The organism is Camelimonas sp. FR25 (assembly GCF_059740505.1).
Window position 1 is genome coordinate 1 of record NZ_JCAWFG010000032.1, and the last position, 23,175, is coordinate 23,175.

At 61.0% G+C, this 23,175-nt stretch carries 23 protein-coding genes and 3 pseudogenes; 18 read left to right on the forward strand and 8 right to left on the reverse strand.

All coding sequences use genetic code 11. The features are described from left to right. A pseudogene (locus AC6A67_RS03980) lies at window positions 1-313 on the forward strand (integrase core domain-containing protein); the annotation flags it as partial. 434 nt (window positions 314-747) lie between these two features. Further along, entirely contained in the window at window positions 748-1,659 is a 912-nt protein-coding gene (locus tag AC6A67_RS03985; protein ID WP_498035267.1) for a helix-turn-helix domain-containing protein, read from the forward strand. Window positions 1,660-1,662: 3 nt separating this feature from the next. On the opposite strand, the gene AC6A67_RS03990 is transcribed toward AC6A67_RS03985, so the two are convergent. Further along, window positions 1,663-2,514, reverse strand: a complete 852-nt coding sequence (locus AC6A67_RS03990) for an alpha/beta fold hydrolase (RefSeq protein WP_498035268.1) — start codon at window positions 2,512-2,514, stop codon at window positions 1,663-1,665. Between the two features lie 625 nt (window positions 2,515-3,139). Between AC6A67_RS03990 and AC6A67_RS03995 the strand changes: the two genes are divergently transcribed. The 5 genes from AC6A67_RS03995 (at window position 3,140) to AC6A67_RS04015 (ending at window position 8,312) form a co-directional block, all read left to right on the forward strand. Next, complete coding sequence (locus tag AC6A67_RS03995; protein WP_498035269.1) at window positions 3,140-3,790, forward strand: hydrolase; 651 nt, start codon at window positions 3,140-3,142, stop codon at window positions 3,788-3,790. Window positions 3,791-4,021: 231 nt separating this feature from the next. Further along, window positions 4,022-4,327 (forward strand): N-acetyltransferase, encoded by a 306-nt coding sequence (locus AC6A67_RS04000; protein ID WP_498035270.1) that lies wholly within the window; start codon window positions 4,022-4,024, stop codon window positions 4,325-4,327. Further along, complete coding sequence (locus AC6A67_RS04005; RefSeq protein ID WP_498035271.1) at window positions 4,311-4,733, forward strand: DoxX family protein; 423 nt, start codon at window positions 4,311-4,313, stop codon at window positions 4,731-4,733. Before AC6A67_RS04000 ends, AC6A67_RS04005 begins: the two co-directional genes overlap by 17 nt. Before the next feature lie 35 nt (window positions 4,734-4,768). After that, window positions 4,769-6,619, forward strand: a complete 1,851-nt coding sequence (locus AC6A67_RS04010; protein ID WP_498035272.1) for an amidohydrolase — start codon at window positions 4,769-4,771, stop codon at window positions 6,617-6,619. A gap of 106 nt (window positions 6,620-6,725) precedes the next feature. Next, the gene (locus AC6A67_RS04015) at window positions 6,726-8,312 is read left to right on the forward strand and encodes an MFS transporter (RefSeq protein ID WP_498035273.1); all 1,587 of its coding nucleotides are present in this window, start codon (window positions 6,726-6,728) and stop codon (window positions 8,310-8,312) included. Between the two features lie 291 nt (window positions 8,313-8,603). Here the strand turns inward: AC6A67_RS04015 and AC6A67_RS04020 are convergent, their stop codons facing one another. Beyond that, window positions 8,604-9,557 carry a LysR family transcriptional regulator gene (locus tag AC6A67_RS04020; protein WP_498035274.1) on the reverse strand — a complete coding sequence of 318 codons (954 nt, stop codon included), beginning with the start codon at window positions 9,555-9,557 and terminating at the stop codon, window positions 8,604-8,606. 128 nt (window positions 9,558-9,685) lie between these two features. On the opposite strand from AC6A67_RS04020, the gene AC6A67_RS04025 reads away from it, so the two are divergent. The 5 genes and pseudogenes from AC6A67_RS04025 to AC6A67_RS04045 all read left to right on the forward strand — a co-directional run. Then, window positions 9,686-10,693, forward strand: a complete 1,008-nt coding sequence (locus tag AC6A67_RS04025) for a zinc-dependent alcohol dehydrogenase family protein (RefSeq protein WP_498035275.1) — start codon at window positions 9,686-9,688, stop codon at window positions 10,691-10,693. A 226-nt stretch (window positions 10,694-10,919) separates the two neighbouring features. Beyond that, a complete protein-coding gene (locus AC6A67_RS04030; RefSeq protein WP_498035276.1) occupies window positions 10,920-11,933 on the forward strand; it encodes a zinc-dependent alcohol dehydrogenase family protein in 1,014 nt (337 codons plus the stop codon). A 55-nt stretch (window positions 11,934-11,988) separates the two neighbouring features. Further along, complete coding sequence (locus tag AC6A67_RS04035; protein WP_498035277.1) at window positions 11,989-12,285, forward strand: antibiotic biosynthesis monooxygenase family protein; 297 nt, start codon at window positions 11,989-11,991, stop codon at window positions 12,283-12,285. Between the two features lie 258 nt (window positions 12,286-12,543). After that, the gene (locus AC6A67_RS04040; protein ID WP_498035278.1) at window positions 12,544-13,164 is read left to right on the forward strand and encodes a glutathione S-transferase family protein; all 621 of its coding nucleotides are present in this window, start codon (window positions 12,544-12,546) and stop codon (window positions 13,162-13,164) included. A gap of 218 nt (window positions 13,165-13,382) precedes the next feature. Then, window positions 13,383-13,705, forward strand: a pseudogene (locus AC6A67_RS04045) (ATP-binding protein); the annotation flags it as partial. Window positions 13,706-13,846: 141 nt separating this feature from the next. Here the strand turns inward: AC6A67_RS04045 and AC6A67_RS04050 are convergent. After that, entirely contained in the window at window positions 13,847-14,383 is a 537-nt protein-coding gene (locus tag AC6A67_RS04050) for a TetR/AcrR family transcriptional regulator (RefSeq protein ID WP_498035279.1), read from the reverse strand. A gap of 134 nt (window positions 14,384-14,517) precedes the next feature. On the opposite strand from AC6A67_RS04050, the gene bdcA reads away from it, so the two are divergent. Then, window positions 14,518-15,231: an SDR family oxidoreductase gene (gene bdcA / locus AC6A67_RS04055; RefSeq protein WP_498035280.1), complete on the forward strand. Its 714-nt coding sequence runs from the start codon at window positions 14,518-14,520 to the stop codon at window positions 15,229-15,231. Window positions 15,232-15,237: 6 nt separating this feature from the next. Here the strand turns inward: bdcA and AC6A67_RS04060 are convergent, their stop codons facing one another. Further along, window positions 15,238-15,831, reverse strand: a complete 594-nt coding sequence (locus AC6A67_RS04060) for a TetR/AcrR family transcriptional regulator (RefSeq protein WP_498035281.1) — start codon at window positions 15,829-15,831, stop codon at window positions 15,238-15,240. A 139-nt stretch (window positions 15,832-15,970) separates the two neighbouring features. On the opposite strand from AC6A67_RS04060, the gene AC6A67_RS04065 reads away from it, so the two are divergent. Continuing rightward, complete coding sequence (locus AC6A67_RS04065; RefSeq protein WP_498035282.1) at window positions 15,971-16,363, forward strand: RidA family protein; 393 nt, start codon at window positions 15,971-15,973, stop codon at window positions 16,361-16,363. Between the two features lie 96 nt (window positions 16,364-16,459). Further along, on the forward strand, window positions 16,460-16,771 hold the full coding sequence (locus AC6A67_RS04070) for a hypothetical protein (protein WP_498035283.1): 312 nt from the start codon (window positions 16,460-16,462) through the stop codon (window positions 16,769-16,771). A 103-nt stretch (window positions 16,772-16,874) separates the two neighbouring features. Here AC6A67_RS04070 and AC6A67_RS04075 read toward each other — a convergent pair whose 3' ends face one another. Further along, window positions 16,875-17,180, reverse strand: coding sequence for a GNAT family N-acetyltransferase (locus tag AC6A67_RS04075; protein ID WP_498035284.1), 306 nt, complete (start codon window positions 17,178-17,180; stop codon window positions 16,875-16,877). 914 nt (window positions 17,181-18,094) lie between these two features. Beyond that, the gene (locus AC6A67_RS04080; RefSeq protein WP_498035285.1) at window positions 18,095-19,018 is read right to left on the reverse strand and encodes a LysR family transcriptional regulator; all 924 of its coding nucleotides are present in this window, start codon (window positions 19,016-19,018) and stop codon (window positions 18,095-18,097) included. A gap of 98 nt (window positions 19,019-19,116) precedes the next feature. On the opposite strand from AC6A67_RS04080, the gene AC6A67_RS04085 reads away from it, so the two are divergent. The 3 genes from AC6A67_RS04085 to AC6A67_RS04095 all read left to right on the forward strand — a co-directional run bounded on the left by AC6A67_RS04085 (window position 19,117) and on the right by AC6A67_RS04095 (window position 21,941). After that, on the forward strand, window positions 19,117-20,001 hold the full coding sequence (locus AC6A67_RS04085) for an alpha/beta fold hydrolase (protein ID WP_498035286.1): 885 nt from the start codon (window positions 19,117-19,119) through the stop codon (window positions 19,999-20,001). 132 nt (window positions 20,002-20,133) lie between these two features. Beyond that, window positions 20,134-21,045 (forward strand): helix-turn-helix domain-containing protein, encoded by a 912-nt coding sequence (locus AC6A67_RS04090; protein WP_498035287.1) that lies wholly within the window; start codon window positions 20,134-20,136, stop codon window positions 21,043-21,045. Between the two features lie 155 nt (window positions 21,046-21,200). Next, window positions 21,201-21,941: an SDR family NAD(P)-dependent oxidoreductase gene (locus AC6A67_RS04095; RefSeq protein ID WP_498035288.1), complete on the forward strand. Its 741-nt coding sequence runs from the start codon at window positions 21,201-21,203 to the stop codon at window positions 21,939-21,941. Between the two features lie 513 nt (window positions 21,942-22,454). On the opposite strand, the pseudogene AC6A67_RS04100 reads toward AC6A67_RS04095, so the two are convergent. Then, window positions 22,455-22,760 (reverse strand): annotated as a pseudogene (locus tag AC6A67_RS04100) (integrase core domain-containing protein); the annotation flags it as partial. Window positions 22,761-22,831: 71 nt separating this feature from the next. Further along, on the reverse strand, window positions 22,832-23,175 hold a 344-nt coding region (locus AC6A67_RS04105; protein WP_498035289.1), incomplete at its 5' end, for a transposase.

Below are 23,175 nucleotides of genomic sequence, written 5' to 3' on the forward strand. Positions count from 1 at the left end.
ATGAAATCGCACAGGATAATTTTGAATCAGACTCTAACGGCGCTATGGTGCTTCACAAGGCACGGCTGCTCAGCGACAACACCCTGAAGACCCGCATCCTGCCGGAAAACGACTTCCCGCCCGGCGACCTCGAGGCCCAGATCAAGGCCTTCGTCGCGCATTACAACCACCAGCGATACCACGAGAGCCTGGCCAATGCGACACCGGCCGACGCCTACTTCGGCAGGCCCCTGCCATCATCAAACAACGTAAAAAAATCAAGCGACAGACCATCGAATATCCGCGCCTGCAGCACTGCAAGCTCGCCACCTAACATCAAACCCAGACGAGGCCCGCACTCTGCTGATTTACGCCGCGATCTGCGCCAAATGTTCTGACGACGGACAGGGGGGAACGTCAGATCATACGGAACTAAATATACGATGTCGCGAAGCCTTTCGCGGCAAGAGCGTTTGGCGCGCGCCATCGCAGCCAATGGAGATGTATCACCGCGCCCCAATGTTGCCGATCTTGCGGTAGTTATGCCGGGTGGGTTCCCACGAACCGTAACTGGTGCCTATATTACATTCACCGTGGTCGCGATCGCTGGCGCTCATTTAGGTGGGGTTTGGCAAATCCGGGATCCAATTGCTCGCCCCGCAGCATTTCAGAGGCTGTCTGGGTGGGTTGAGCGGGGACGCTCAAGGGGCGATTTAATGCGGCCTCGCGCACATATCGCTATGTCAGTATTTTACTGGAGATGCTGTGGTGACCGTACCCGCCTTTTCCTCCATTGCGCAATGGTACACGGTCGGCGATCGCGCCCATAATGTTCGTTCTGTCAAATCCGCGGGAAGGATTCTCGATCTGCTCGATACGGTCCGCCCAGCTGGCGTCATGTCCCGTCCAGGCGTTCCAGAACTGGTGCTGAGCCAGGATATGGTCGGCGGTCGCCGCCTTATTGGCGATCTGGGAGCTGGACGCTTCGACGTCAGAAGCGAAAGGGATGACTTATATTTCGCACCGCCGGATTTTTCCAATACGGTGGGTGTTGATGTCAGCTTTCGACTTCGCAGCTTGGCCTTTCCAATGGTCGAATGGAAAGATGTTCTCGATAGTGCTACTGACGGCGCGTTCACCATGGACGGTCTGCGTCTGAACAAAGGATCCTTCAGCTCCCCGGCGATCCAGTCTTCGCTTCGGAAACTATGGGCGCTTTGCGACGAAGAAGGCGCTCCTGCCCGGATGCTGGCGCGTGCCGCCGGCTGCGAGATTCTGGCGGAACTGTGCCGATTGAGCAATGCGCCGTTCAGGCCTACGAGAGGAGGCCTTGCTCCTTGGGCCAAGCGGCGGGCAGTCGATCTTATCCAGGCAAGGCTCTCTGAGGACCTGAGCCTGGACGAACTGGCAGCCGAAGCGCGTCTTTCGCCTTTCCATTTCGCACGTATGTTCAAGCAAAGCTTGGGTGTACCACCGCGCGTTTACCTGACGCGGTTGCGTGTAGAAAAAGCGTGCGAGCTCCTTGAACACACTGATCTTTCGATCACGGAAATCGCACCTGAGGTTGGCTATTCGTCAAATCAAGTCTTCGCCCGGGTGTTTCTTAAGCACATGCGAATGAGGCCTTCCGACTATCGCCGTGCGACCCGCGATCCCGCCAGAGGGATCGCGGGCCAATAGCGCTCACCAATCCAGATCAAGTTGTGAGCTTTGGGCAAAAGCGAGCAAATCAGCATTTACGATTTCGGGATGCGTGGCGAACAGGCCATGCGAAAGCCCCGGATAGGTCTTGAGGGTCCCGTCCCGTACCAGTCTGACGGCCTTTTTGGCTGAGTTTCCGATAGGGACTATCTGATCGTCCTCACCGTGCAGAAACAGCACCGGCACGGTGATCGCTTCCAGATCGTGGGTGAAGTCGGTCTCGGAAAATGCCTTGATGCAGTCGTAATGCGCTTTTGCGCCGCCGGCCATACCCTGGCGCCACCAGTTGTCGATTAGGCCCTGGCTGACTTCGGCGCTCTCCCGATTGAACCCGTAGAAGGGTCCGCTTGGAATAGCCGTGTAAAACTCCGCGCGATTGCGGATCAATGCATCGCGAAATCCGTCGAAGACTTCCACCGGAATGCCGTCCGGGTTCTTGTCTGACTTGACCATCACCGGTGGAACTGCGCCAATCAATATTGCCTTGGCGATGCGGCCCTGGTTTGCGCTAGCGGCATAGCGCGCTACCTCGCCCCCGCCGGTCGAGTGGCCGATATGGATAACGTCGCGAAGACAGAGCGCCTCTACGATCACTTTAACGTCAGCAGCGTAGGTGTCCATCTCGTTGCCGGTGTCGGTTTGCGTCGAACGGCCATGGCCACGCCTGTCATGCGCAATCACGCGGTAGCCGTGTGACAGAAAGAACAGCATTTGGCTGTCCCAGTCATCGGCGCTCAACGGCCAGCCGTGGTGAAACATCACCGGCTCGGCATCTTTCGGGCCCCAGTCCTTGTAGAATAGGTCTACACCATCGGATGTTGTGATAATCGGCATGATTTTCCTTTGGGTTAGGTGCATTCAAATTGCTAGAAAGGGTCGCGCAGCGCGCCGTAACACAAGCGGCGGTGCGATCAGAGTATGTGGAATGAGGAATTTCCGTTTTTAGTGGCATAATCATAGCCTCGATGCGGATGTAGTGCGGTGCGGTGGCTGCGGTCGGGTTGCAGATCTTGCTTGAGTGGGTTCTACAAAAGGCAGGATCTCCCAATAGTACTCCATCGCTGACTACCTCCCGTTGGGCAATGTCACATGCGGTGAAGTCAGCGGAAGCGGGGGCCGTCCTTCGACTACAGCGGCCAGGCGATAGAGCTGGCTGTTGGCTATCGGCTGCCTCGTTTAATACTGCTACCCGGCGCTTCGTGCGGCCATACTGGCCGCACCGGCCGCACATTGCCTGCGCGGGTGAGGCGCGGGGTGATGGGATGCCTCGCTCCAACTCAGCTAGCGCGCGACCCATCGCAGCCTTGGTGGGACGAAGCCGCAAGAATGGCACCGCCGCAGCAGTTTCGGCGCCGCACCTCCCACGAGTATTCGCTAACGTCGCATAGATAACTCGAACGCCGAATTCGGTGTGAGAAATACAGACGTTAGCCCTCAACAAACATAAATCGAGTCAGTCATGAGAATTCGCAACGGTCTTGATTCACTTCTTCGGCCCGAGGACTCAGTTCTCGTGCTGATCGATCATCAGCCTTTCCAGCTTACCAATCTTAACAGTCACGATCCGCACCACGTGGTCAACAACGCGACGGCGCTAGCAAAAGCGGCCAAGGTCTTCGGCGTTCCGACCATCCTCACCAGCGTTATCGCCGAACGCGGTGGGTATATCTTCCCCCAGATCACCGATGTGTTCCCTGGCCAGGAGGTGATTGACCGTACATTCATCAACACCTGGGAGGATCCGAAGGCGGTTGATGCCGTCAAGGCAACCGGGCGCAAGCAACTTGTCATCGCCGGCCTATGGACTGAGGTCTGTGTGGCCTTGCCCGCGATACAGGCTGCCGGAGAGGGTTGGGACGTGACCGTGATCACCGACGCCTCGGGCGCTGTCTCCGTGGAGGCGCACGAAGTCGCAATCCAGCGCATGGCCGCAGCGGGCGTCAATCTCATGACCTGGCTCGCGCTCGCAGCCGAATGGCAGCGTGACTGGGCGCGGATGGAGACTGCTCCTGGCCTGACCGACATCCTGGTCCAACACGCGGCCGGAAGTGGAATTGCGTATCTGTGGGAGCAGCAGCTGCTGAATACACCGGCGCCGAAGGCCAGCTGAGGGGCCCGAATACGGCAAGTTTCGGCAATAATCGCTACCACTGCGCGATCGTAGGCATCCTCATCGCTCCCGGAGCGCAGAGGATGCAGACGGCGCAGCCGCAATAGGCATTGCGTGCTCATGGACCGGGATCACGACCGGTCCGAGCGTGGGCGCATGAGCCCGGCCTGCCGTGGACGGGGCACGGCAAGCCTCGCGCCTTCAAACACTCCCGCCGCCTTGGGGGCTCAAATGACAGCGAAGCACACCGCGCAGATTTCCTATGATGATCAAAGATACAAGGGCCACTTTGTCGGCCACATTACCGGAGTCGAGGTCGAAGGCGAGCTGAGCATTTCGAAGGTTTCGGAGGCGCTGGTCATCGCCGATCACACCATGGTTGCGGGTGTGCTGCGCGGCACGGGAGCCGGTTCTGCTCTGGCGATTGCCCTGATCGCGGATGCCCGCGCCATGGGCTCTCGCATCATGCCGCTATGTCCCTTCGTGGATACGCAAACCCGGAAGCATCCCGAGTGGGCCGATGTCATTCAACCTTGAGGCAGGGAACGCGCTCTCGAGCGGGATCCTGTTCCTCGCGCATCTGGGGCTGTGCGCGGCCTATATTCAGGGCGGGCTGGTAAAGCTGAGCGATTTCCCTGCCGCCGTCGCAGAGATGGTTCACTTCCGGCTCTCCCCGCCCGCCATGTTCGCAGCGCTGGTCATCGCGCTTGAGCTCGCCGCTTCGGCAATGGTGGTGACCGGCTTCGTCCGATGGCTTGGAGCGCTGGCGCTTGCTGGGTTCACGGTGCTGTCGACGCTGATCGCGCTCCGGTTCTGGGAGCTGCCCACGGGTGGGGTGCGGCGCGCGAGCGCAAACGCCTTCTTCGAGCATCTTGGTCTGGTGGGTGGTTTCCTGCTGGTCGCCTGGCTGGATCTCTCTCGGTTCCCACCCCTCGTTCCGTGACGAAACCAATCACACCGCCCGCAAGGAGCACAGCTATGTCCAGGACGGATCTGATCATCGTCAATGCCAGGATCACGACGCTCGACAGGCAGAACCCTGCTGCCGAGGCCGTTGCAATCCGCGACGGCAGCTTCATTGCCGTCGGATCCGAGGCGGAGGCGCGCCGTGCCGTGCCCGAGGCGACGATCATCGACGCCAAGGGGCGCCGCCTGATCCCCGGCCTGATCGACAGCCACATCCATCTGATTCGCGGCGGACTGAACTACAACATGGAGCTGCGCTGGGACGGCGTGCCCTCGCTTTCCGAGGCGATGGCGATGCTTAAGCGTCAGGTCGATCGCACACCCGCACCGCAATGGGTGCGCGTGGTGGGCGGCTTCACCGAGCACCAATTCGCCGAAAAGCGCCTGCCGACGCTCGAAGAGTTGAATGTGATCGCCCCGGATACGCCGGTATTCATCTTGCATCTCTACGATCGTGCGCTGCTGAACGCCGCGGCGCTGCGGGTGGTCGGCTACACAAAGAACACACCGAACCCCCCGGGCGGCGAGATCGTGCGCGACGGCGCAGGCAATCCAACAGGGCTGTTGCTGGCTCACCCTAACGCGACGATCCTCTATTCGACGCTGGCGAAGGGTCCGACGCTCGATCCTGACTATCAGATCAATTCCACAAGTCATTTCATGCGCGAATTGAACAGTCTTGGCGTGACCTCAGTCATAGATTCGGGTGGCGGTTTCCAGAACTATCCCAATGATTACGCGATTATCGAGAAGATGCATGCGGACGGCCAGCTGACAGTGCGGATCAGCTACAACCTCTTCACGCAGAAGCCGAAGGAGGAGCTGTCCGATTTTACCTCCTGGGCGAAGCAGATCAGCCCCGGCCAGGGAGACGACACCTATCGCCACAACGGTGCGGGCGAAATGCTGGTCTATTCCGCCGCAGACTTTGAGGATTTCCGCGTCGAACGTCCAGAAATGTCGGTGGATATGGAGAACGATCTGGAGCCGGTGATCCGTCTGCTAGCCGAAAATCGATGGCCCTGGCGTTTACATGCATCCTATGACGAGACTATTTCGCGCGCGCTCAACGTTTTCGAGAAGGTCAACCGGGACGTTCCCTTGCAGGGCATCAACTGGTTCTTCGACCATGCCGAGACGATCAGCGACCGCTCCATAGATCGTATAGCCGCGCTTGGCGGCGGCATCGCCATCCAGCACCGGATGATGTTCCAGGGGGAGTACTTCATCGAACGTCACGGAGCCAAGGCTATGGAGAGCACGCCGCCGATCAGGCGGATGATGGAAGCTGGGGTACCAGTTGGCGCAGGGACGGATGCGACGCGCGTGGCCAGCTACAACCCTTGGGTCTGCCTGTCCTGGTTGGTGACCTCGCGGACGCTGGGCGGCATCCGGCTGTATCCGGCGGCCAACCGCCTCGACCGGGAAACCGAGCTGCGGCTCTGGACGGAAGCGAATACCTGGTTTTCCAGCGAGGTCGGCAAAAAGGGGCAGATTAAAATCGGCCAGCTCGCTGACTTCGCGTTGCTGTCTGACGACTATTTCAATGTCCCTGAGGCGGAGATCGTGCATCTGCGCTCGGTCCTGACTGTGCTGGGCGGGAAGGTCGTGCACGGTGAGGGCGACTATGGTCGGCTCGCCCCTGCGCTGCCAAGGCCCATGCCAGACTGGTCACCCGTTGCAACCTTTGGAGGCTACTACAGGGCGCCGCAGACACAGGCGAAGCTGGCGATGAGCTGCGGTTGTTCGCAAAGTTGCGGCGTGCATGGGCACGACCATGCCGTGGCACTTGGAGCAAACGTTCCCGTTGGGGATGCCCGCAGCTTCTGGGGCGCCTTCGGTTGCGGCTGCTGGGCGGTATAGCGGCGCCGGCAACTTCGCGACCTCGATCGTGAGCGGCAGTGGCGCGCCGCGCCCGCCTTCACAATCTTCAGCCGGTACGGATGTCTTCCGCCGGAAGGGAGCCGATATGTCTGTCCAAGGTACAACGCCAGCCGCCAGAGGTCCGCTGAACTTCCCGGTGTTCCGGGCCCTGTGGATCGCCACGATCGTCTCGAATATCGGCACATGGATGCATGATGTCGGCGCCGGTTGGCTGATGACATCTCTCTCAACCGATCCGTTGCTGGTGGCGCTGGTGCAGGCCGCAACGACGTTGCCGATGTTTTTGCTGGCGCTGCCTGCCGGGGCGATGGCCGACACCGTGGACCGGCGCAAAATGCTGCTGGGCGCGCAGATCCTCGGCATGGCTGCCGCAAGCGTTCTCGCGGTTCTGACCCTCCAGGGGCTGACCACACCTAGGGTGCTGCTCGCGGCCACCTTTGTTCTTGGCGTCGCGGCAGCACTGAGCGCACCGGTGTTCCAGGCCATCGTCCCGGAACTGGTGGACAAGCACACATTGCCCGACGCGGTCGCCCTGAACAGTCTCGGCGTCAACATTTCGCGCGCGATCGGACCAGCGCTTGGCGGCGTGATCGTGGCCCTGGCTGGCGTGCCGGCCGTGTTCGCGCTCAACGCGATATCGGTGCTGGCTGTGCTGGTCGTGTTGCTCACGTGGAAACGAGAACCGGGCGCTGGGGTCCTGCCGCCCGAACACTTCTTTGGCGCGTTGCGCGCGGGCTATCGCTATGTGCGACACTCCGCGGCGATGCGACTGGTGCTCGTCCGCACGCTTGGTTTTTTCCTGTTCGGGAGCGCGCTCTGGGCGATGCTGCCGTTGGTCGGGCGGCGTGCACTGGGGCTCGACGCGGCCGGCTATGGCGCACTTCTGGGCTGTATGGGCGCCGGCGCCATTGCCGGGGCTGTACTTTTGAAGTTGCTGCGCAAAACGGTCGAAGCCAACACGATCTCCATCTGGGCAACGCTGCTGTTTGCGGCTGCGACCCTGGCTCTGGCGCTGGCGTCCAATGGCTGGCTCGCAGGGGGGGTGATGTTCGCGGCCGGCATCGCCTGGATCGGCATGCTCACCTCGCTGAACGTCGCCGCGCAGACGGCGTCGCCTGGGTGGGTCAAGGCCCGCGCGCTCGCGGTCTACCTGCTGGTGCTCCAGGGCGCGATGACCGGCGGCAGCATTGTCTGGGGAACGCTTGCGAGCCAGTTCAGCGTCACTGGCGCGCTGACGGTTGCGGCAGCTGGCCTGACGCTGACAGTTCTACTTGGGATGCGCTGGCGGCTACCTATCGATGCGGCAACCGATCTTTCACCGTCAAACCATTGGGCCGAGCCCGTGGTCGCCGTTCCGCCGGCCGGTGACCGCGGCCCGGTTCTCATCGAGATCGAATATCGCGTTGCCCCCGAACGGCAGGCTGATTTTGTCGCAGCACTCAGCCGATTCCGCTCGGTCCGGCAACGCGACGGCGCGATCCGTTGGGATGTCTGGGAAGACGTAGCCCAACCGGGCCGGGTCATCGAAGGCTTCGTTGTCGAAAGCTGGATTGAGCATCAGCGGCAGCACGCGCGTGTCACCCACGCCGATGCGCTCGATCAGGAACTGCTGAACGCGTTCCATATCGGAAGCAGCCCGCCGGTTGTCACCCACCTGCTGCGCGCACTGTGAACCTGTTTAATCGAAAGAAATCATGATGATTTGGAATCCGACGCAGGCGCCCGATTGCCCCGAGGACAACGATCTCGACGCCATTGAGATTGGGAACATGACCGCTTCCGGCTGCCGCCTGGCGACGAGGCCAAGCTCACCTCAATGCCGGAAGAGGCTGACATGCGTCGTAGTCGATTACGGTCCCGCCAGCGCTCCAGAGTTCATCTTTCTTGGACGAAGGGTATGTTGATACACCAGCAAGTACAGCAATCGAGACTGAGGCCGGACTACGGCAATCCATGTGTGCGATCAGCCGGAATGTACGCGCCCGAACTCGCCGGCGGGTTGGCCGAAGAGTTCTTCCAATCCGCGGTCCCAGTATGGATCTGGCCCTATTCGATCGACAATCCAGTCGACGAAGGCCCTGACCTTCGGCGCAAGCTCTCGAGAGCTCGGGTAGAGCGCCCACAGCGTCTGCTTGGAGACGAGCGGAAATTTTGGAAGCGCCGGCACAAGAGCGCCGCTTCGAAGTTCATCGGCAGCGCACCAGGTCGCCATACAGGCAATGCCGAGGCCGGCGCACGCCGCATCCCTGACAGCAGCTCCATCATTGATGCGCAACGCTGGAGTGACCTTGCGTACGATTGGCTTCCGATCTGCGTCCAGAAATGTCCACAGGTCCAGCGTGCTGACAAGCAGACACAAGTGCTCAGCAAGATCGTCGGGGGTTTGCGGCCGCCCGCGCCTTTCGAGGTAATCGGGCGAGGCGACGAGGACGCGTCGGTCCTGTGCGAGACGCCGCGCAATGAAGGAAGAATCCCCCGACTCTGTGTAACGGACCGCCACATCGAACGCGCCTTCGACGAGATCGACCACGCTGTCGGATATGCGGAAATCAAGCATGAGGTCGGGGTAACGAGCGCGAAACTCCGGCAGACCCGGCACGATGCGCATGCGTGCAAACGATGCCGGAGCCGCGACCCGCAGGGTGCCGCGCGGCGCGGCTTGCTCGCGCCCCAGCGCCGCCCGCGCGGCATCGGCTGCATCGAGGACGTTCTCGGCATGCGGCAAAAATGCGAGGCCGTCGACTGTCAAGGTCGTCTGTCGCGTCGTTCGGTGGACCAGCCGCGCGCCCAGTTGCTTCTCGAACGCCGCAAGCCGCGCACTTGCGCTGGCAGGCGTCAGGTTCAGGTCACGGGCCGCCGCGCTGATGCTTCCCAACTGAGAGATGCGCATGAACAGCTTCAAATCGCCAATATCCACGGATCACCTTCAATAATTCCTTGAAGCTGATCCTAGTTTTCAACTGCTACCGGCGGCAATCGCAAAATGTCAAATGACAGAACACCACGGAAGCATCTTGGGATTGCCGATCCTTTCAGGAGAAGTACATGCTTGCTCAATTGATCGAAACCTTCGGTGAGCCGGACCTTTTCAAACTCACCTCGATGTCTGATCCGCTGCCCGGGCCTGGCGAGGTCGTTGTGGCTCTCGCCGCCACGAGTGTGAATCCTGTCGACTACAAGATCAGGCGCTACGGTCCCTCGATTGCGCCTCTGCTGCCGGCCGTGCTTGGCTGCGATGTCGCCGGAACCGTCCTGGCGGTCGGCACCGATGTCAGGGGCTTCAAAGTCGGCGACGAGGTCTATGGTTGCGCCGGCGGCGTGGCCGGCGTGAGGGGCGGGGCCTACGCCGAGCGTATCGTGGCAGACGCAGCTCTGTTGGCGCACAAGCCCTCGAACCTCAGCCTTCGCGAGGCCGCCGCGCTCCCTCTCGTGACGATTACCGCCTGGGAGGGGTTGGATCGAGCCGGTGTCGGCGCGGGCACGAACATACTGATCCATGGCGGCGCCGGGGGCGTCGGGCATATCGCGATCCAATTGGCCAAGGCGCGGGGCGCGACCGTCTCGACCACGGTCTCCTCTGACGAGAAGGCGGCGATCGCGAAGCGGTTCGGTGCAGATCACGTGATCAGCTATCGCAAGGAAGCAGTCGCCGACTATGTCGCGCGCCTGACTGGCGGCAGCGGTTTCGACGTCGTGTTCGACGCGACGGGCGGAGATGACATCGCGGCCTCTTTTGCCGCAGCGCGGCTGAACGGCCAGGTGGTCACGATCGTTTCTCAGTACCAGGCAGACCTCGGCCCCATGCACACGAAGGGCCTCAGCCTCCACGTGGTTTTTATGCTGATCCCGATGCTCCATGACATCGGCCGCAAGGCCCATGGCCGTCTGCTGCGCGCAGCTGCAGTGCTGGCTGAGGCAGGAAAGCTGCGGCCCCTCATCGACCCCGAGCACTTTGCGCTCGCGGACCTGTCCCTGGCGCATGAAAAGGCCGAGGCCGGGCGGGCGCAGGGAAAGATCGTTATCGACATTCCGGGACGTGCCTCGACTGTCTGAGACGCGTTCGAAAGTGGGATTTCGCAATGCCTCGGCGGGTGTTGTCGGAGACCCGCGGGCGGGGGGCGCAGCCAGCCTCTGTCCTCCTGCTCGCCGCCTGTGCCCCAGAACCCGGAGCCGGCTGAGGTCAAGCTCCAGATCAATCACCTGAACGCGAAAGATCTCCCACAGCAGCTTCGGCGAGAGCTGATGGGTTTTGACCAACGATTCAAAAAAGGAGATTCAGATGACCAAGATGATGAAGGCCGCCGTGCTCACCCGCTTTGGCGGACCGGAGGTGTTCGAATTGCGCGAGGTGCCGGTCCCGCCGGTTGGTCCGCATCAGGTGCGCGTGCGGGTGCACGCCACCGCGATCAATCCGCTCGACTATCAGATTCGCCGCGGCGACTATGTCGACCACGTCCCGCTACCTGCCATCATCGGCCACGACATCTCGGGTGTCATCGAGGAAATCGGGGCTGACGTTCGCGAGTTCGCTGTCGGCGACGAGGTCTATTACACGCCCAAAATCTTCGGCGGTGCAGGTTCATATGCCGATCAGCATGTCGCCGACGTCGAACTCGTCGGCCGAAAGCCCCGGAACCTGACCCACCTCGAAGCGGCGAGCCTGACGCTCGTCGGAGGAACTGTCTGGGAGGCATTCGTCGAGCGCGCGCAGTTGAAGGTTAGCGAGACAATTCTCATCCATGGCGGCGCAGGCGGCGTCGGGACGATCGCAATCCAGCTCGCCAAGGCGATCGGCGCGCGCGTGATCACGACGGCACTGGCCCACGACCACGCGTTCGTGCGCTCGCTCGGAGCAGACGAGGCCATCGACTTCATGACGGAAGACTATGTCGAGGCGGCGTCGAGGCTGACCGGGGGAGAAGGCGTGAACGTCGTCTTCGACACGATCGGAGGCGACACGCTGACAAGAAGTCCGCTCGCGCTCGCGCCGTTTGGTCGTGTGGTCAGCCTCGTCGACCTCGCAAAACCGCAGAACCTCATTGAGGCCTGGGGTAAGAATGCCGCCTACCACTTCGTATTTACCCGCCAGAACCGGGGCAAACTGGACGCGCTGACCCGCCTCGTCGAGCGCGGGCTCGTCAAGCCTGTTCTCGGCGCTACGCTGCCGCTGGCCCGTATGTCCGAGGCGCACGAACTGCTCGAGAACGGAGCCGCACGGGGGTTGCGCGGCAAGGTCGTGATCGACGTGTCGGGCGGGACGGTGTCCTTGCCGTCGGTCCAGCGCGTCGGTTGAGGCGTCAGGCGGGCGTCCATCGGCCGTCCGCCTCAATATCTGCGGGAGAGACACCATGGTGACAGAACTCGCACTCTTTCGCCTCAAAAGGGATTCTGGCCCTGCCTTCGAAGCTACCTTCGCCAGCGTCGCTTCTCTACTGACAGGCGCCGACGGCTATCTGTGGCACCGCCTCGTCCTGACGCTGGATGACGCCGACCTCTACCTGCTCGAGGTTGAGTGGCGGGATCTGGCCGCTCACACTCAAGGATTCGAACCGAGCGACGCGCATGAACGCTTCATCGCTGCGCTCGAACCGCTGCTCGCCGGCGCACCGATCGTCGTCCACGTCCCAAAAGACGCGTGGCCGTGACTGCTCTAACCTTATCCAATGTGGGGTGCGCAGGAAGAGCGTACCGGCGCCGGCAGCCCGGCAATATGGGCGAAGAGCGGCGTATCCACGTATTTTGCCCGACCGCAAGCCGGTCGAGGAATGAGCTGAGCGGCTCCATGCCTGCGAGACCGGGCTCAGGGTAGATCGTCCCATCATCAAGGCCGGGACACCGACCTGGCCGGCAACCTGACCAACTGACTTTGTCGACAATAGGAAACAAGGAGGCCGAGAACTTCGATGCCTACACTCTATTATGCACCCGGCGCCTGCTCGCTCGCACCGCACATCACCTTGGAATGGATCGGCCGGCCCTACGAAGCGGTCAGGGTGAAATATGGCTCCGATGAACTGTTGGCAGTGAACCCTGCTGGCGCGGTTCCAACGCTTCGGGAAGATGATGACTGGCTTCTGACGCAAGCCGGCGCCATCCTGGACTATCTGGCGCGGAAGCATCCGGAGGCCAGGCTCGGCGGAGGAGAAGGCGCGCGGGACAGGGCCGAGGCACAGCGCTGGTCCGCATTCTTCACATCGGATCTCCACGCCGCCTTCTGGCCGGTCTTCATGCCGTATCGCTACACGACAGACCAGAGCGATGCGGCGAGAGCAGCGGTGGTCGAAGCGGGGCACAAGCTGGTCGCGAAGCAACTTGGCGTCCTGGATCGACATCTCGCTGGACGGGAGTACATATTGGACGGAGGGCGCTCGGTGATTGACGCATACTCGTTCCCGATGCTCCGATGGGCGCGGAAGCTTCTGTCCGGCGGCCTTGAAGGATATCCGAACGTGCAGAACCTGCATGACAGGCTTGCCGACGATCCGGGCGTGCAGAAGGTCCTCGCGCGCGAGGCTGGCGGCTGAAACATCCAGGGGCGTCAAGCGAATAGCGAGCGGCATCCAGCACGTCGCCGGCATCACCGGCGACGTGCTGGCCAAGATCGATTTCTATGTCGGCTTTCTCGGCCTCAGGCTCTTGAAGCGGACCGGTGTCTTTGCGAATGCCGGGCAAATGCACCTCACTCACGGGGATGGACTTGGTAGCCTTGGCACGTTGTTGACTTGCCTCATCTGAGCACCTTGCTTCAGTCAAGCTGCTGATCCTGGATGAACTCGGCTACTTGCCCTTCAACGCCGTTGACGTCGAGCTGCTCTTCGAGGTGCTCAGCCAGCGTTACGAGCGGGGCATCACGCTGGTGACAAGCAATCTGCCGTTCGATGAGTGGACCACGGTGTTCGGCTCAGAAGGCCTGACCGGGGCCTTGTTCGACCGGCTGCCCCCCACGTGCACATCCTTGAGATGAACGTTGACAGCTATCGGCTCGCCACCAGCCGCTGCCGCCAGAAAGACAGAAACAGCCCATCAAGACCTGATCAGCCACGGCCATTCGCAGCTGAAAATTAGCTTCCGCTCCGCTCCAGCCGCTTCCCCGCTGCCGACCATAACCCGCCTCGACGTGAGGCCTACTTTTAAACCGGTGAATGTCCTCTTTTTATAAAGGCGTTAACAACGGTGCATCTGGCTGCCGGTGTGGCATGTGCGGGGTCATGGTGCAGGCGGTATCATTCGGCTTATGGCTGCGACGGCCGCCTCGGCAACCGTCAGAAGCCTTGCTCTGTCATACCCCTGGCGCGCCATCGCTGACATGCCTGCCAGCGTGACAGCGATGTAGTCGGTGAGGCTAGCCGCGCATTCGGGGTGCTCCGCCATGAGGCTGTGCCGTATCAGGCCTTCACCGTCGGCCTGTAACGCGCAGGCAAGACGGCTCGCTTCGGCATCAACGCTGTGCATGCCCTCGATGACCATGCAGCCCGCATGCGTCGGGCTCGCCGAATACGCATGTGCTGCAGTGCGCAGGATATCGGCCAGCCGATCAGCCATGGGTCTGTCCGACTTCAGGATGTCAGCGAATGGCACCGCTCCATGGCGCGCGTAGTGGTCAAGAACGCGCTGATAGAGACCGGCCTTGCTCCCGAACGCCGCATAGAAACTTGGAGGACGTATGCCAAGGGCATCCGTCAGATCATTCAGGCTGACCCCATCATAGCCTCGTGCGTGAAACAGGCGCTGCGCGACCGCCACCGCTTCGTCCGTGTCAAAGCGCCGGGGCCTTCCACGAGGCTTTGAATTATTTGTATCGTTCACTACAAAACCCGTTGACGTGCTGAATCCTGTCTATATGTATCAGTCACTATATTATTTGACAAGGAAACGACATGTCTGATTTCCATGGTAAATCCGTGCTGGTTCTGGGTGGCAGTCGCGGGATCGGTGCGGCGATTGTACGCCGCTTCGCATCTGGTGATGCTGCGGTGCAGTTCACCTACTTCGGCGCCGAAGCGTCGGCCCAGGCGCTCGCTTCGGAGACGGGCGCCACCGCGCACAGGACCGACAGCGCAGAGCGCGATGCGGTGCTTGCGCGTGTCAGGGACGCCGGGCCGCTCGACGTACTGATCGTGAACGCGGCGGTGGCAGTGTTTGGAGATCCGCTTGAGCAGAACCCCGATGCCATTGATCGCATGTTCGCCATCAACATCAATGGGCCGTATCATGCCGCGGTAGAGGCGGCGCGGACCATGCCTCCGGGCGGACGCATCATCTTCATCGGTTCCGTAAATGGCGATCGCATGCCTGTTCCAGGAATGGCCGGCTATGCCGCCTCAAAATCAGCACTGCAGGGCATGGCGCGCGGGCTCGCTCGCGACTTTGGCCCGAAGGGGATCACCGTGAATGTCGTGCAGCCCGGGCCGATCGATACGGACGCCAACCCGGCGGATGGGCCGATTGCTGATGTTCTTCACGGTTTCATGGCGGTGAAGCGGCACGCTCATGTCGATGAGGTCGCGCACATGGTCGCGTGGCTTGCAGGTCCTCAGACGGACTTCATCACCGGCGCCATGCACACGATCGATGGCGGGTTCGGCGCCTGACGCCCATCAACAGTCGAGGAAACCGTTGAGCATCAGGCCGAGAGCCTGGCGGGCTTTGGGGAGCACCTCGTCTGGCCGGTCGCTCGCGGCGACCCACAGTGCGGCGTTCATTGCCGCACCGGTGATCAGGCGAGCTGCTGCTTCAGAATCAGTGTCCCTGACCACGCCTTCAGATACAAGATCCTCCAGCAGGGCTCGGGTTGACGCCAGGCAGGCGTTCTGGCTTGGCCACTGCGACGGGTCACCGAGAAAGGCTGGGCCATCGCGCAGCACAATCCGCTGGATTTCAGGGTCAAGGGCGAGCTCAATGTAGGCCATGCCCTCAGCCACCATGCGCTCCCAGCGCGAGGCATGTCCCATCGCGCCGGCCGTCATGGCGGCGCGGGCGGCCATCTCGGTGTCCACCTCGGCAACCACGGCAGCGAACAGGCCCTTCTTGTCGCCGAAATTGTGGTAGAGCGCGCCCCGCGTCAGGCCCACCGAGGCGGTCAGTTCGTCCATGGATGCCGCGGCAAAACCTTTTTCGGCAAATGCCTTGCGCCCCGCTCGGAGCAGCCGTTCGCGCGTCTCGGCCATCATCTCTGCACGTGATCTCGCCACAGCACTTTCCTTCGCATACGTCCCGTATGCCAATTGACATACGGGACGTATCTGTGTTTTCTGCTTACATACGCAACGTATATGTATCTGCGGTATCGGCCAATGGCGCCGGGCTGCAGGCCACACGGAGATATCCGGAATGTCACATGTCACGCCTGTTTTCCCCGCCACTCGGCACGCCCTATATGAGCAGCATGGCTATTCGGCCGCACTGCGCTCGGGAGACCTGCTCTTTGTCTCCGGACAGGTCGGCAGTCGCGACGACGGCAGCCCCGTCACCGACCTGGAAGGGCAGATCCGGCAGGCCTTTCACAATCTCCAGGCTACGCTGGCGGCGGCTGGATGCTCGCTGGCGGATCTGGTGGACGTGACGACATTTCACACTGACCCGGAGGTGCAGTTTCCGGCAGTGATGAAGGTGAAGGCGGAGTTCTTCCCAAAAGCTCCTTACCCCAACTGGACTGCCGTCGGGGTCACCTGGCTCTCCGGCTTCGATTTCGAGATCAAGGTCATCGCCCGCATTCCAGTCTGATCAGGTGATTGACGGTCCGTCTCCGGCCCCCGCGCGCATCATGCCGCCGCTGCGCGTTGCCGGTGCGTGGGCCTGCACGGGCGGGATCGCCCAGCAATGCCTGTCCGGGTCGAGGACGCCAAACGCGGGATGGAAAATTCCTTACGCGCCAAACCGCTCGACATGCGCGAGCAATACGAGAGGCAGCTGAAAGACCTGCAGGAGGCCTATGGCGAGGCCATGCTGGAGTTGCGCGCGCGAAAAAATACCAGGCCCTGCTGGATGCGGCGGACGACAAATGATCCAGAGCATCCAGCACGCTGCCCGCGCAATCGAGGACTGGATCGGCTTCTACAACCATCGCCGACCGCATCAGGCCCTGAAAATAAAAACGCCAGCACAGGCATTCGCCTTAGCGGCATAACCTGAGCAGATTCCGGTGGGTCATTACACCAGCCCGACCTGGATGCAGGCGACGCGGAGGCCGGGCTGCGCGCGGAGTGCTAACGCGGTCGGGAGCGCGCTCAACGCCTCAACCCTGGATGACATCCGACCATTCCGGATGTTGCTGCGCCTGGGCGCGAACGAAGGGGCAGAGTGGCACGATGCGATATCCCTTGGCGCGTGCATCAGCGATCAGGGCCCTTACCAGCGCCGAAGCGGCGCCTGTGCCACGCATGGTGTCGGGAACGAAGGTGTGGTCGGCGATGACCAGCACATCCGAGACCTTGGAAATGGTGAGTTCGCCTTCGCCCTCCACACCGTCGACACGGGCGACGAAACGCCCCTTGTGTCCCTGATCCTCGTAGGCAATCTGCGCGGCAGGTTTGTCAGTCATTTCAGTCTCCGTGACCTAAAAGAGTGGGTGGCGGCAGCATGGCGCGCCCGGATCGCTGCTAAACCAGCTCAGACTACCGCCATCGGACCGGCGGCCTCACCGTGACGCACGCTCAGGCAATTTATGATCCAATGGAGAGGCGCAATCGACACCCATGCCTAAATGCAGGGTGGCGCCGGGCCGTGGGATCAGCGAATGCCTTGCTTGATACCAGGATGCGCGCATGCAGATGCATGCTCATCCTGAAATGCTCAGGCGCCGCACGGGCTTGACCAGAGTGCGATGAGTCGAACTGACCGCACTTTGACACTGAAAGCCTGCTCGTTGCCAAGCCAAACGGAGGGCCTTGACCCGCAGTGGCTCCCGTCCCGACAGCCGATGGCCCTACGGCGCCCTCATACCGAAACCCGATGAGAACGGCTCATCGGTTTTCGGTCAAGCCCGAGCGGCGTTTGAGCTTTTCAGGTTTCGGATGCGTCAGCATCTTCGAGACCTGGCGCGACAGCAAATCCCGGATTGGCTGGATCAATGATGGGGCGTGTTTTGCCAGGCAGCGGCGCAAAGACTGCTGTGATGACGCCGATCTTGCGGGATGTTGCGCATTTTATACTCGCGGTCGCCAGAGCCGGACTTCAGCGTAGTGTACGGCGCCCATGGCGCGTCCGCATAAACTGCAATCAGCGTTCGTTCGCAAAGATGTGAACCCGATGGCACGCAGATGGCGTCGATCCTTGGCCGTAGACGCGCCGGGGATGGGTCGCCTCCACGCTATTGATAGCCTTATACCAGAACGCGCTGAGTGTGACTCATCGGTTTCTGGTCAAGCCCGTGCGGCGATTGAGCAAAGCAGAGCGCGGATGCGTGGGCATCCTCGCATTCTGGTATTACGGATTGTTCGTGATGCGCGCGCCACGCTACCGGGAAGCCTTTGGCTGCGATTTTTTGAACAGTTCCCGCAACTGGGGAACGATGTGGTCCACGAATGCGCGAACCACGCCGCTGTTGCTCCCGCCCTGTGGGCGAAACACCAGACTTACCGGGACCGGCGCAGGTTCATAGGCCTCGAGCAGCGGAAGCAGCGAGCCAAGCGTTATCTGCTTTTCGACCTGGTATGATAAAGGGCGAACAATTCCCAGTCCTCGTACAGCAGCGTCGATCGCCGCTCCTGCGCTGTTCGTAGTAAGTTGGCACGAAATTCTTACAGAGCGGACGCGCTGTCCAGGCGGATGCTCCAGGTAAGGCCATAGCTCCTGCGTCCCGGCGTCATTAAGGCCGATGCAACTGTGGTTTATCAAATCAGTCGGCTCTTCAGGTCGGGGGCGCCCGGCCAGATAGCGTGGTGCCGCACATGTCAATCTGCGGACTTCGCCGAGCTTGATGGCCGTCAAGGACGAGTCGGGCAGCGTAGCCAGGCGAATGGCGACATCCACACCCTCACCGACGAGATCAACCATGCGGTTCAGGAAAAGGGCGCGCACCTTCGTCTGCGGGTACGCAGCCAGGAAATTCTCGACAACAGGCATGACATTGAGACGCCCGAAAAGCTCGGGGGCCGTGATAACGACGCTGCCGCTGACGACGGCATCTCGTGAAGGCGCCTCAAGCTGCGCAAATTCCGCCAGTATCGCTCTATAGGAAGCCGCGTGGCGAACACCCGCCTCACTGATGGCCAGGCGCCTCGTCGTGCGCTCAAGCAGGCGCTCGCCAGAATGCGACTCCAGGCGGGCAACGGCTCGTGTCACCGACGCCGGGGAGCAGCCAAGACGGCGTGCGGCGCCGGCCAACGAGCCCTCGTCAACCACTGCGAGGAATATCGACATCGCTTCCAGGCGATCCATGATTGCCTCCAGATCTGAAATTCTATCTTACAGTATGTGGTCATTATTTCGGGTTAAGAAATGCACTACCTTTCTGGAAACGATGAAAGGGCCACGAAATGACAACCAGATACGGATTTCAGTCAGTCGGGGACGTCGAAGTCTTTTACCGGGAAGCCGGGCCGCTCGATGCGCCGGTTCTCCTTCTGCTGCACGGCTTTCCAACCGCCAGCCACATGTTCCGTGATCTGATCCCGCTGCTTTCAGATCGATTTCGGGTCATTGCGCCAGATTTGCCCGGATTTGGACAGACCAGAGCGCCGCCGCGCGGCGACTTCAACTACACGTTCGACCGTCTTGCCGACGTGATTGAAGGTTTCACCAAGGCCATGTCTCTCCAGCAATATGCGCTATACGTTTTCGACTATGGGGCTCCCGTGGGATTGCGTCTGGCAATGCGTCATCCCGAAAAGGTTTCCGCAATCATCTCTCAAAACGGCAACGCTTATGTTGACGGGTTCAGCAATGAATGGGGGCCGTGGGAAGCCTATTGGCGAGAACCCACCGCAGCCAACCGGGAAGCCTGCAGGGCCTCGCTTTCGCCGGACACCATCCGAAACTGGCAGTATGGCACGGGAGCCGATCCTGATCTGTTGTCGCCGGACGGCTACGAACTGGACATCGCCTATATGGCCCGTCCTGGCGCCGAGGAGATCCAGCTCGACCTGATTCTCGACTACCGATCTAACGTTGCGCTCTATCCGGATTTTCAGGCGTATTTCCGGAAACACCGCCCGCCGCTATTGGCCGCGTGGGGGCGGCATGACCCCGCCTTTGTGCCGGCGGGTGCGGCTGCCTATCAACGTGATCTGCCCAATGCGCAGGTTCATTTGCTGGACGCAGGCCATTTTGCGCTGGAGACGCACGCGAAAGAGATCGCAGCTCTGATCGCGCCCTTTCTCGAGAAGAAATTTGGCTCGCGCATGATGGGCAACCTGGCCTGACAGGACAACCTGCACCTGGCGCGAAATGAGGCAGGCGAGTGGTGAAGTTCTCTCGTTTCAGTCTGAGTACTGCACCACCTTAAAATCGGTGACTTCAACAGATCTGGATATCCACTTCATAGGGGAAACAAAATGACGACTGCTACATATGCGTCGTTTGCCCAATGGTATAGCGAGGGCCATCTTGCGTCTTATGTGCGCGCGATGAAATCTCCCGGTGGGATCCTCAACCTGCTTGAGGCGACCCAACCGGCCGGGGACATGTCCGACCCGGCCGTTCCAGATCTCATCCTGTATCAGGATCTGCTTGGCGGCAGTTGTGTTAGTGGCGACCTTGGACGCGGACGCTTCGATGTAACAAGTGAAAAGGGTGGCTTGTTTCTCGCTGCGCCGAACTTCGCCAACACTGTCATCGTTGAGACCAGTCATCAGCTTCGCAGTTTGTCGTTGCCTATGGCGCAGTGGCAGGAACTGCTTGTTGACGTCAGCGACGGCCTGTTCTGTTTCGACCGCCTGGGGATCAGTCGCGGGACGTTTGCCTCGCCGTCCATCCGGTCGGCGCTCCAACGACTTTGGAGCTTGTGTGACGAAGAGGGCGCGCCGTCGCGACTGCTGGCACGGGCCGCGGGATGCGAAATCATGGCCGAGCTGTGCCGCTTGGGCGGCGTCTCGTTCGCGCCAGTAAAAGGGGGGCTTGCCCCGTGGGCAGAACGGCGCAGTCTGGAACTGCTGCGGGGCAGGCTTTCGGAAGACATTTGCCTTGACGAACTGGCGGCAGAGGCACGGCTTTCACCTTTTCATTTCGCCCGCATGTTCAAGCAAAGCGTCGGCGTGCCGCCTCGCGTCTACCTGACGCGCCTAAGGGTCGAGAGAGCCTGCGAACTTCTGGAGAAGACGGACCTGCCTGTCACAGAGATTGCCCTAGAGGTTGGATACTCGTCGAACCAGGTGTTGGCCCGGGTGTTCGCCAAGCACCGCAACATGAGCCCAACCGACTATCGCCGCGCCGTTCGCGACCCGGTTCGCTCGAGCGCGCTCCAGTGACCGCCAACGACAAGGCCGAGTACGTCCCCCCACGCTTTAATCCGGTTTGACGTTCGATCTGGTCCCGCTGAGAGGCCCGGATATGAAGCGCCACTGCAAGCTGCTGTGTGACAGACCTTGCTGCCTGACCAAACATGATAGCGAAGGACGAAAAGATGACCGATCTAATTGGGAAACGTGCTTTGGTAACCGGAGGATCGCGGGGCATCGGAGCCGCAATCGCGCTCGCACTGGCTGAGAATGGCGCAGACGTCGCCTTCACGTATCAGAACGCGACCGGGAAAGCTGGAGCAGTAGCCAGGTCCATCGAGAGCATGGGGCGTCGCGCGGTTGCCATTCAAGCCGACAGCTCCGACCAGGAAGCCATCAAGCGGTCTGTGAGCGAAGCCGTCACAGCCCTCGGCGGCCTCGATATTCTCGTCAACAGCGCCGCCATCGGGCTCACCGGCACGATCGCTGACATTGACGTGAACGCCTATCAGACCCTGATGGATGTCAACGTAAGAGCGCCAGTACTGTTTGCGAAGGCAGTCATTCCTCATCTCGCCGAGGGGGGGCGCATTATCTCTATCGGTTCCGGTCTCGGGGAGCGGGTCCCGTTCTCGGGCGTAACTGCTTATGCGATGTCCAAGGCGGCGCTGACCTCCTTCACCCGTGGCCTTTCGCGTGAGCTAGGCCCGAGCGGCATCACCGTGAACCTCGTACAGCCCGGCTCTACCGATACGGATGCAAATCCAGCTAGTGGCGCAGGCGCCGCGTTCCAGCGAAGCCTGTCATCCTTGGGACGCTTCGGAGAACCGCACGAAGTTGCCAACGCTGTTGTCTTTCTTGCAAGTCCCAAATCGGGCGTGATTACCGGCGCCATCCTGAACGTCGACGGCGGCGCGCTCGCCTGATACCGAAACCCGGCGTCAACGGGTCATCGGATTTTGGTCAAGCCCGAGCGGCGCTTGAGCTTTTCAGCTCGCTGATGCGTCAGCATCATCCAGACATGGCATAAGTGGCCATTGGTTTCACCAGCAGGCCAATCGCCTGGCTCCGGAGCCGTCCATCGTTTCCTTACAACGGTGAACGTTACCCTCGTGCGCCGGAGCAGCACTGCTCATTCGATGCGCAGCGCTGATGCTCTTGCTGCCGCGCATCCTGCTATCGTCCGCTGGCATGATGGTTGAGACCACCGTGTTCAATGCAGACGGCTGGTGGGTATTCTGGAGGACGGAGGCAATTTGGCCTGGGCATGAGTGCCAGACGCCGGCCTTGGTAAAGTGTCGCCCTTAGCGTCTCAGGTGGGGTTTCGAGGACGCTGGCTGTAAGTTCTACAAAGCCAATCGTTAGCCGTTCAATTCCATAACAAATCTTCTGCGAATTGTATATGTTAGCGCAAAGTTGAAATGTCGCACCTTTGCAACTTAGGTGTTTAGTCCCGGCATCTGATGGTGCGGGTTGAGGATAAATCGTTCAGGCTCGGTTTGCCAGATTTTGCAGATGTATTCGTATGGTGTGAGGCCACGGAGTGTCTTCAGTCTCCGGCCGTAATTATACGCCGCGACGAAGCTTCCCATATGAAGCCGGAGCTGGTTGTGATCCTCGTAATGGAAGCGTTTGACCGTCGCTTCCTTGATCGTGCGGTTCATCCGCTCTACCTGGCCATTGGTCCAAGGGTGTCTGGGCTTCGTCAGCCTGTGTTCGATACCATGGGTCTGACAGGCCCGGTCGGATGGTGTCCCACGACGTCGTGTAAGTGGCAGCTGGCCTCGTGCTTTTGGCAAGGCTGCATGGTCAGCCGCTATGCGACGGGCAGGCTGACGTTGGGATCATCGCAGAGCGGGGCCAGCGTTTCCAGCGACATGTAGCGGTCGCGCTGCACGGTCCACTCTTCAGTCTGCTCCATCAGTATGGCTCCGACCAGCCGGCGGATTGATGCCTCGTTTGGAAAGATGCCGACAACGTCGGTGCGTCGTTTGATCTCCCCATTGAGACGCTCAATGGGATTGGTGCTGTGCAATCTGGCGCGGTGCTGCGGCGGGAACGTCATGTAAGCCAGTACATCCTCCTCCCCGCCGTCCATCAGGGTTGCGAGCTTCGGCAACTTTGCCCGCATCTGATCGGCGACCTGCCGCCACTGCTGTT

What these genes read in the sequence shown, in the direction of transcription:
- AC6A67_RS04080 (WP_498035285.1), bottom strand. Translation starts at nt 19,018, where the DNA reads ATGGATCGCCTGGAAGCGATGTCGATATTCCTCGCAGTGGTTGACGAG.
- AC6A67_RS03995 (WP_498035269.1), top strand. Translation starts at nt 3,140, where the DNA reads ATGAGAATTCGCAACGGTCTTGATTCACTTCTTCGGCCCGAGGACTCA.
- AC6A67_RS04025 (WP_498035275.1), top strand. Translation starts at nt 9,686, where the DNA reads ATGCTTGCTCAATTGATCGAAACCTTCGGTGAGCCGGACCTTTTCAAA.
- AC6A67_RS04010 (WP_498035272.1), top strand. Translation starts at nt 4,769, where the DNA reads ATGTCCAGGACGGATCTGATCATCGTCAATGCCAGGATCACGACGCTC.
- AC6A67_RS04095 (WP_498035288.1), top strand. Translation starts at nt 21,201, where the DNA reads ATGACCGATCTAATTGGGAAACGTGCTTTGGTAACCGGAGGATCGCGG.
- AC6A67_RS04090 (WP_498035287.1), top strand. Translation starts at nt 20,134, where the DNA reads ATGACGACTGCTACATATGCGTCGTTTGCCCAATGGTATAGCGAGGGC.
- AC6A67_RS04070 (WP_498035283.1), top strand. Translation starts at nt 16,460, where the DNA reads ATGCCTGTCCGGGTCGAGGACGCCAAACGCGGGATGGAAAATTCCTTA.
- AC6A67_RS04040 (WP_498035278.1), top strand. Translation starts at nt 12,544, where the DNA reads ATGCCTACACTCTATTATGCACCCGGCGCCTGCTCGCTCGCACCGCAC.
- bdcA (WP_498035280.1), top strand. Translation starts at nt 14,518, where the DNA reads ATGTCTGATTTCCATGGTAAATCCGTGCTGGTTCTGGGTGGCAGTCGC.
- AC6A67_RS04030 (WP_498035276.1), top strand. Translation starts at nt 10,920, where the DNA reads ATGACCAAGATGATGAAGGCCGCCGTGCTCACCCGCTTTGGCGGACCG.
- AC6A67_RS04015 (WP_498035273.1), top strand. Translation starts at nt 6,726, where the DNA reads ATGTCTGTCCAAGGTACAACGCCAGCCGCCAGAGGTCCGCTGAACTTC.
- AC6A67_RS04075 (WP_498035284.1), bottom strand. Translation starts at nt 17,180, where the DNA reads ATGACTGACAAACCTGCCGCGCAGATTGCCTACGAGGATCAGGGACAC.
- AC6A67_RS03990 (WP_498035268.1), bottom strand. Translation starts at nt 2,514, where the DNA reads ATGCCGATTATCACAACATCCGATGGTGTAGACCTATTCTACAAGGAC.
- AC6A67_RS04085 (WP_498035286.1), top strand. Translation starts at nt 19,117, where the DNA reads ATGACAACCAGATACGGATTTCAGTCAGTCGGGGACGTCGAAGTCTTT.
- AC6A67_RS04005 (WP_498035271.1), top strand. Translation starts at nt 4,311, where the DNA reads ATGTCATTCAACCTTGAGGCAGGGAACGCGCTCTCGAGCGGGATCCTG.
- AC6A67_RS04000 (WP_498035270.1), top strand. Translation starts at nt 4,022, where the DNA reads ATGACAGCGAAGCACACCGCGCAGATTTCCTATGATGATCAAAGATAC.
- AC6A67_RS04035 (WP_498035277.1), top strand. Translation starts at nt 11,989, where the DNA reads ATGGTGACAGAACTCGCACTCTTTCGCCTCAAAAGGGATTCTGGCCCT.
- AC6A67_RS04065 (WP_498035282.1), top strand. Translation starts at nt 15,971, where the DNA reads ATGTCACATGTCACGCCTGTTTTCCCCGCCACTCGGCACGCCCTATAT.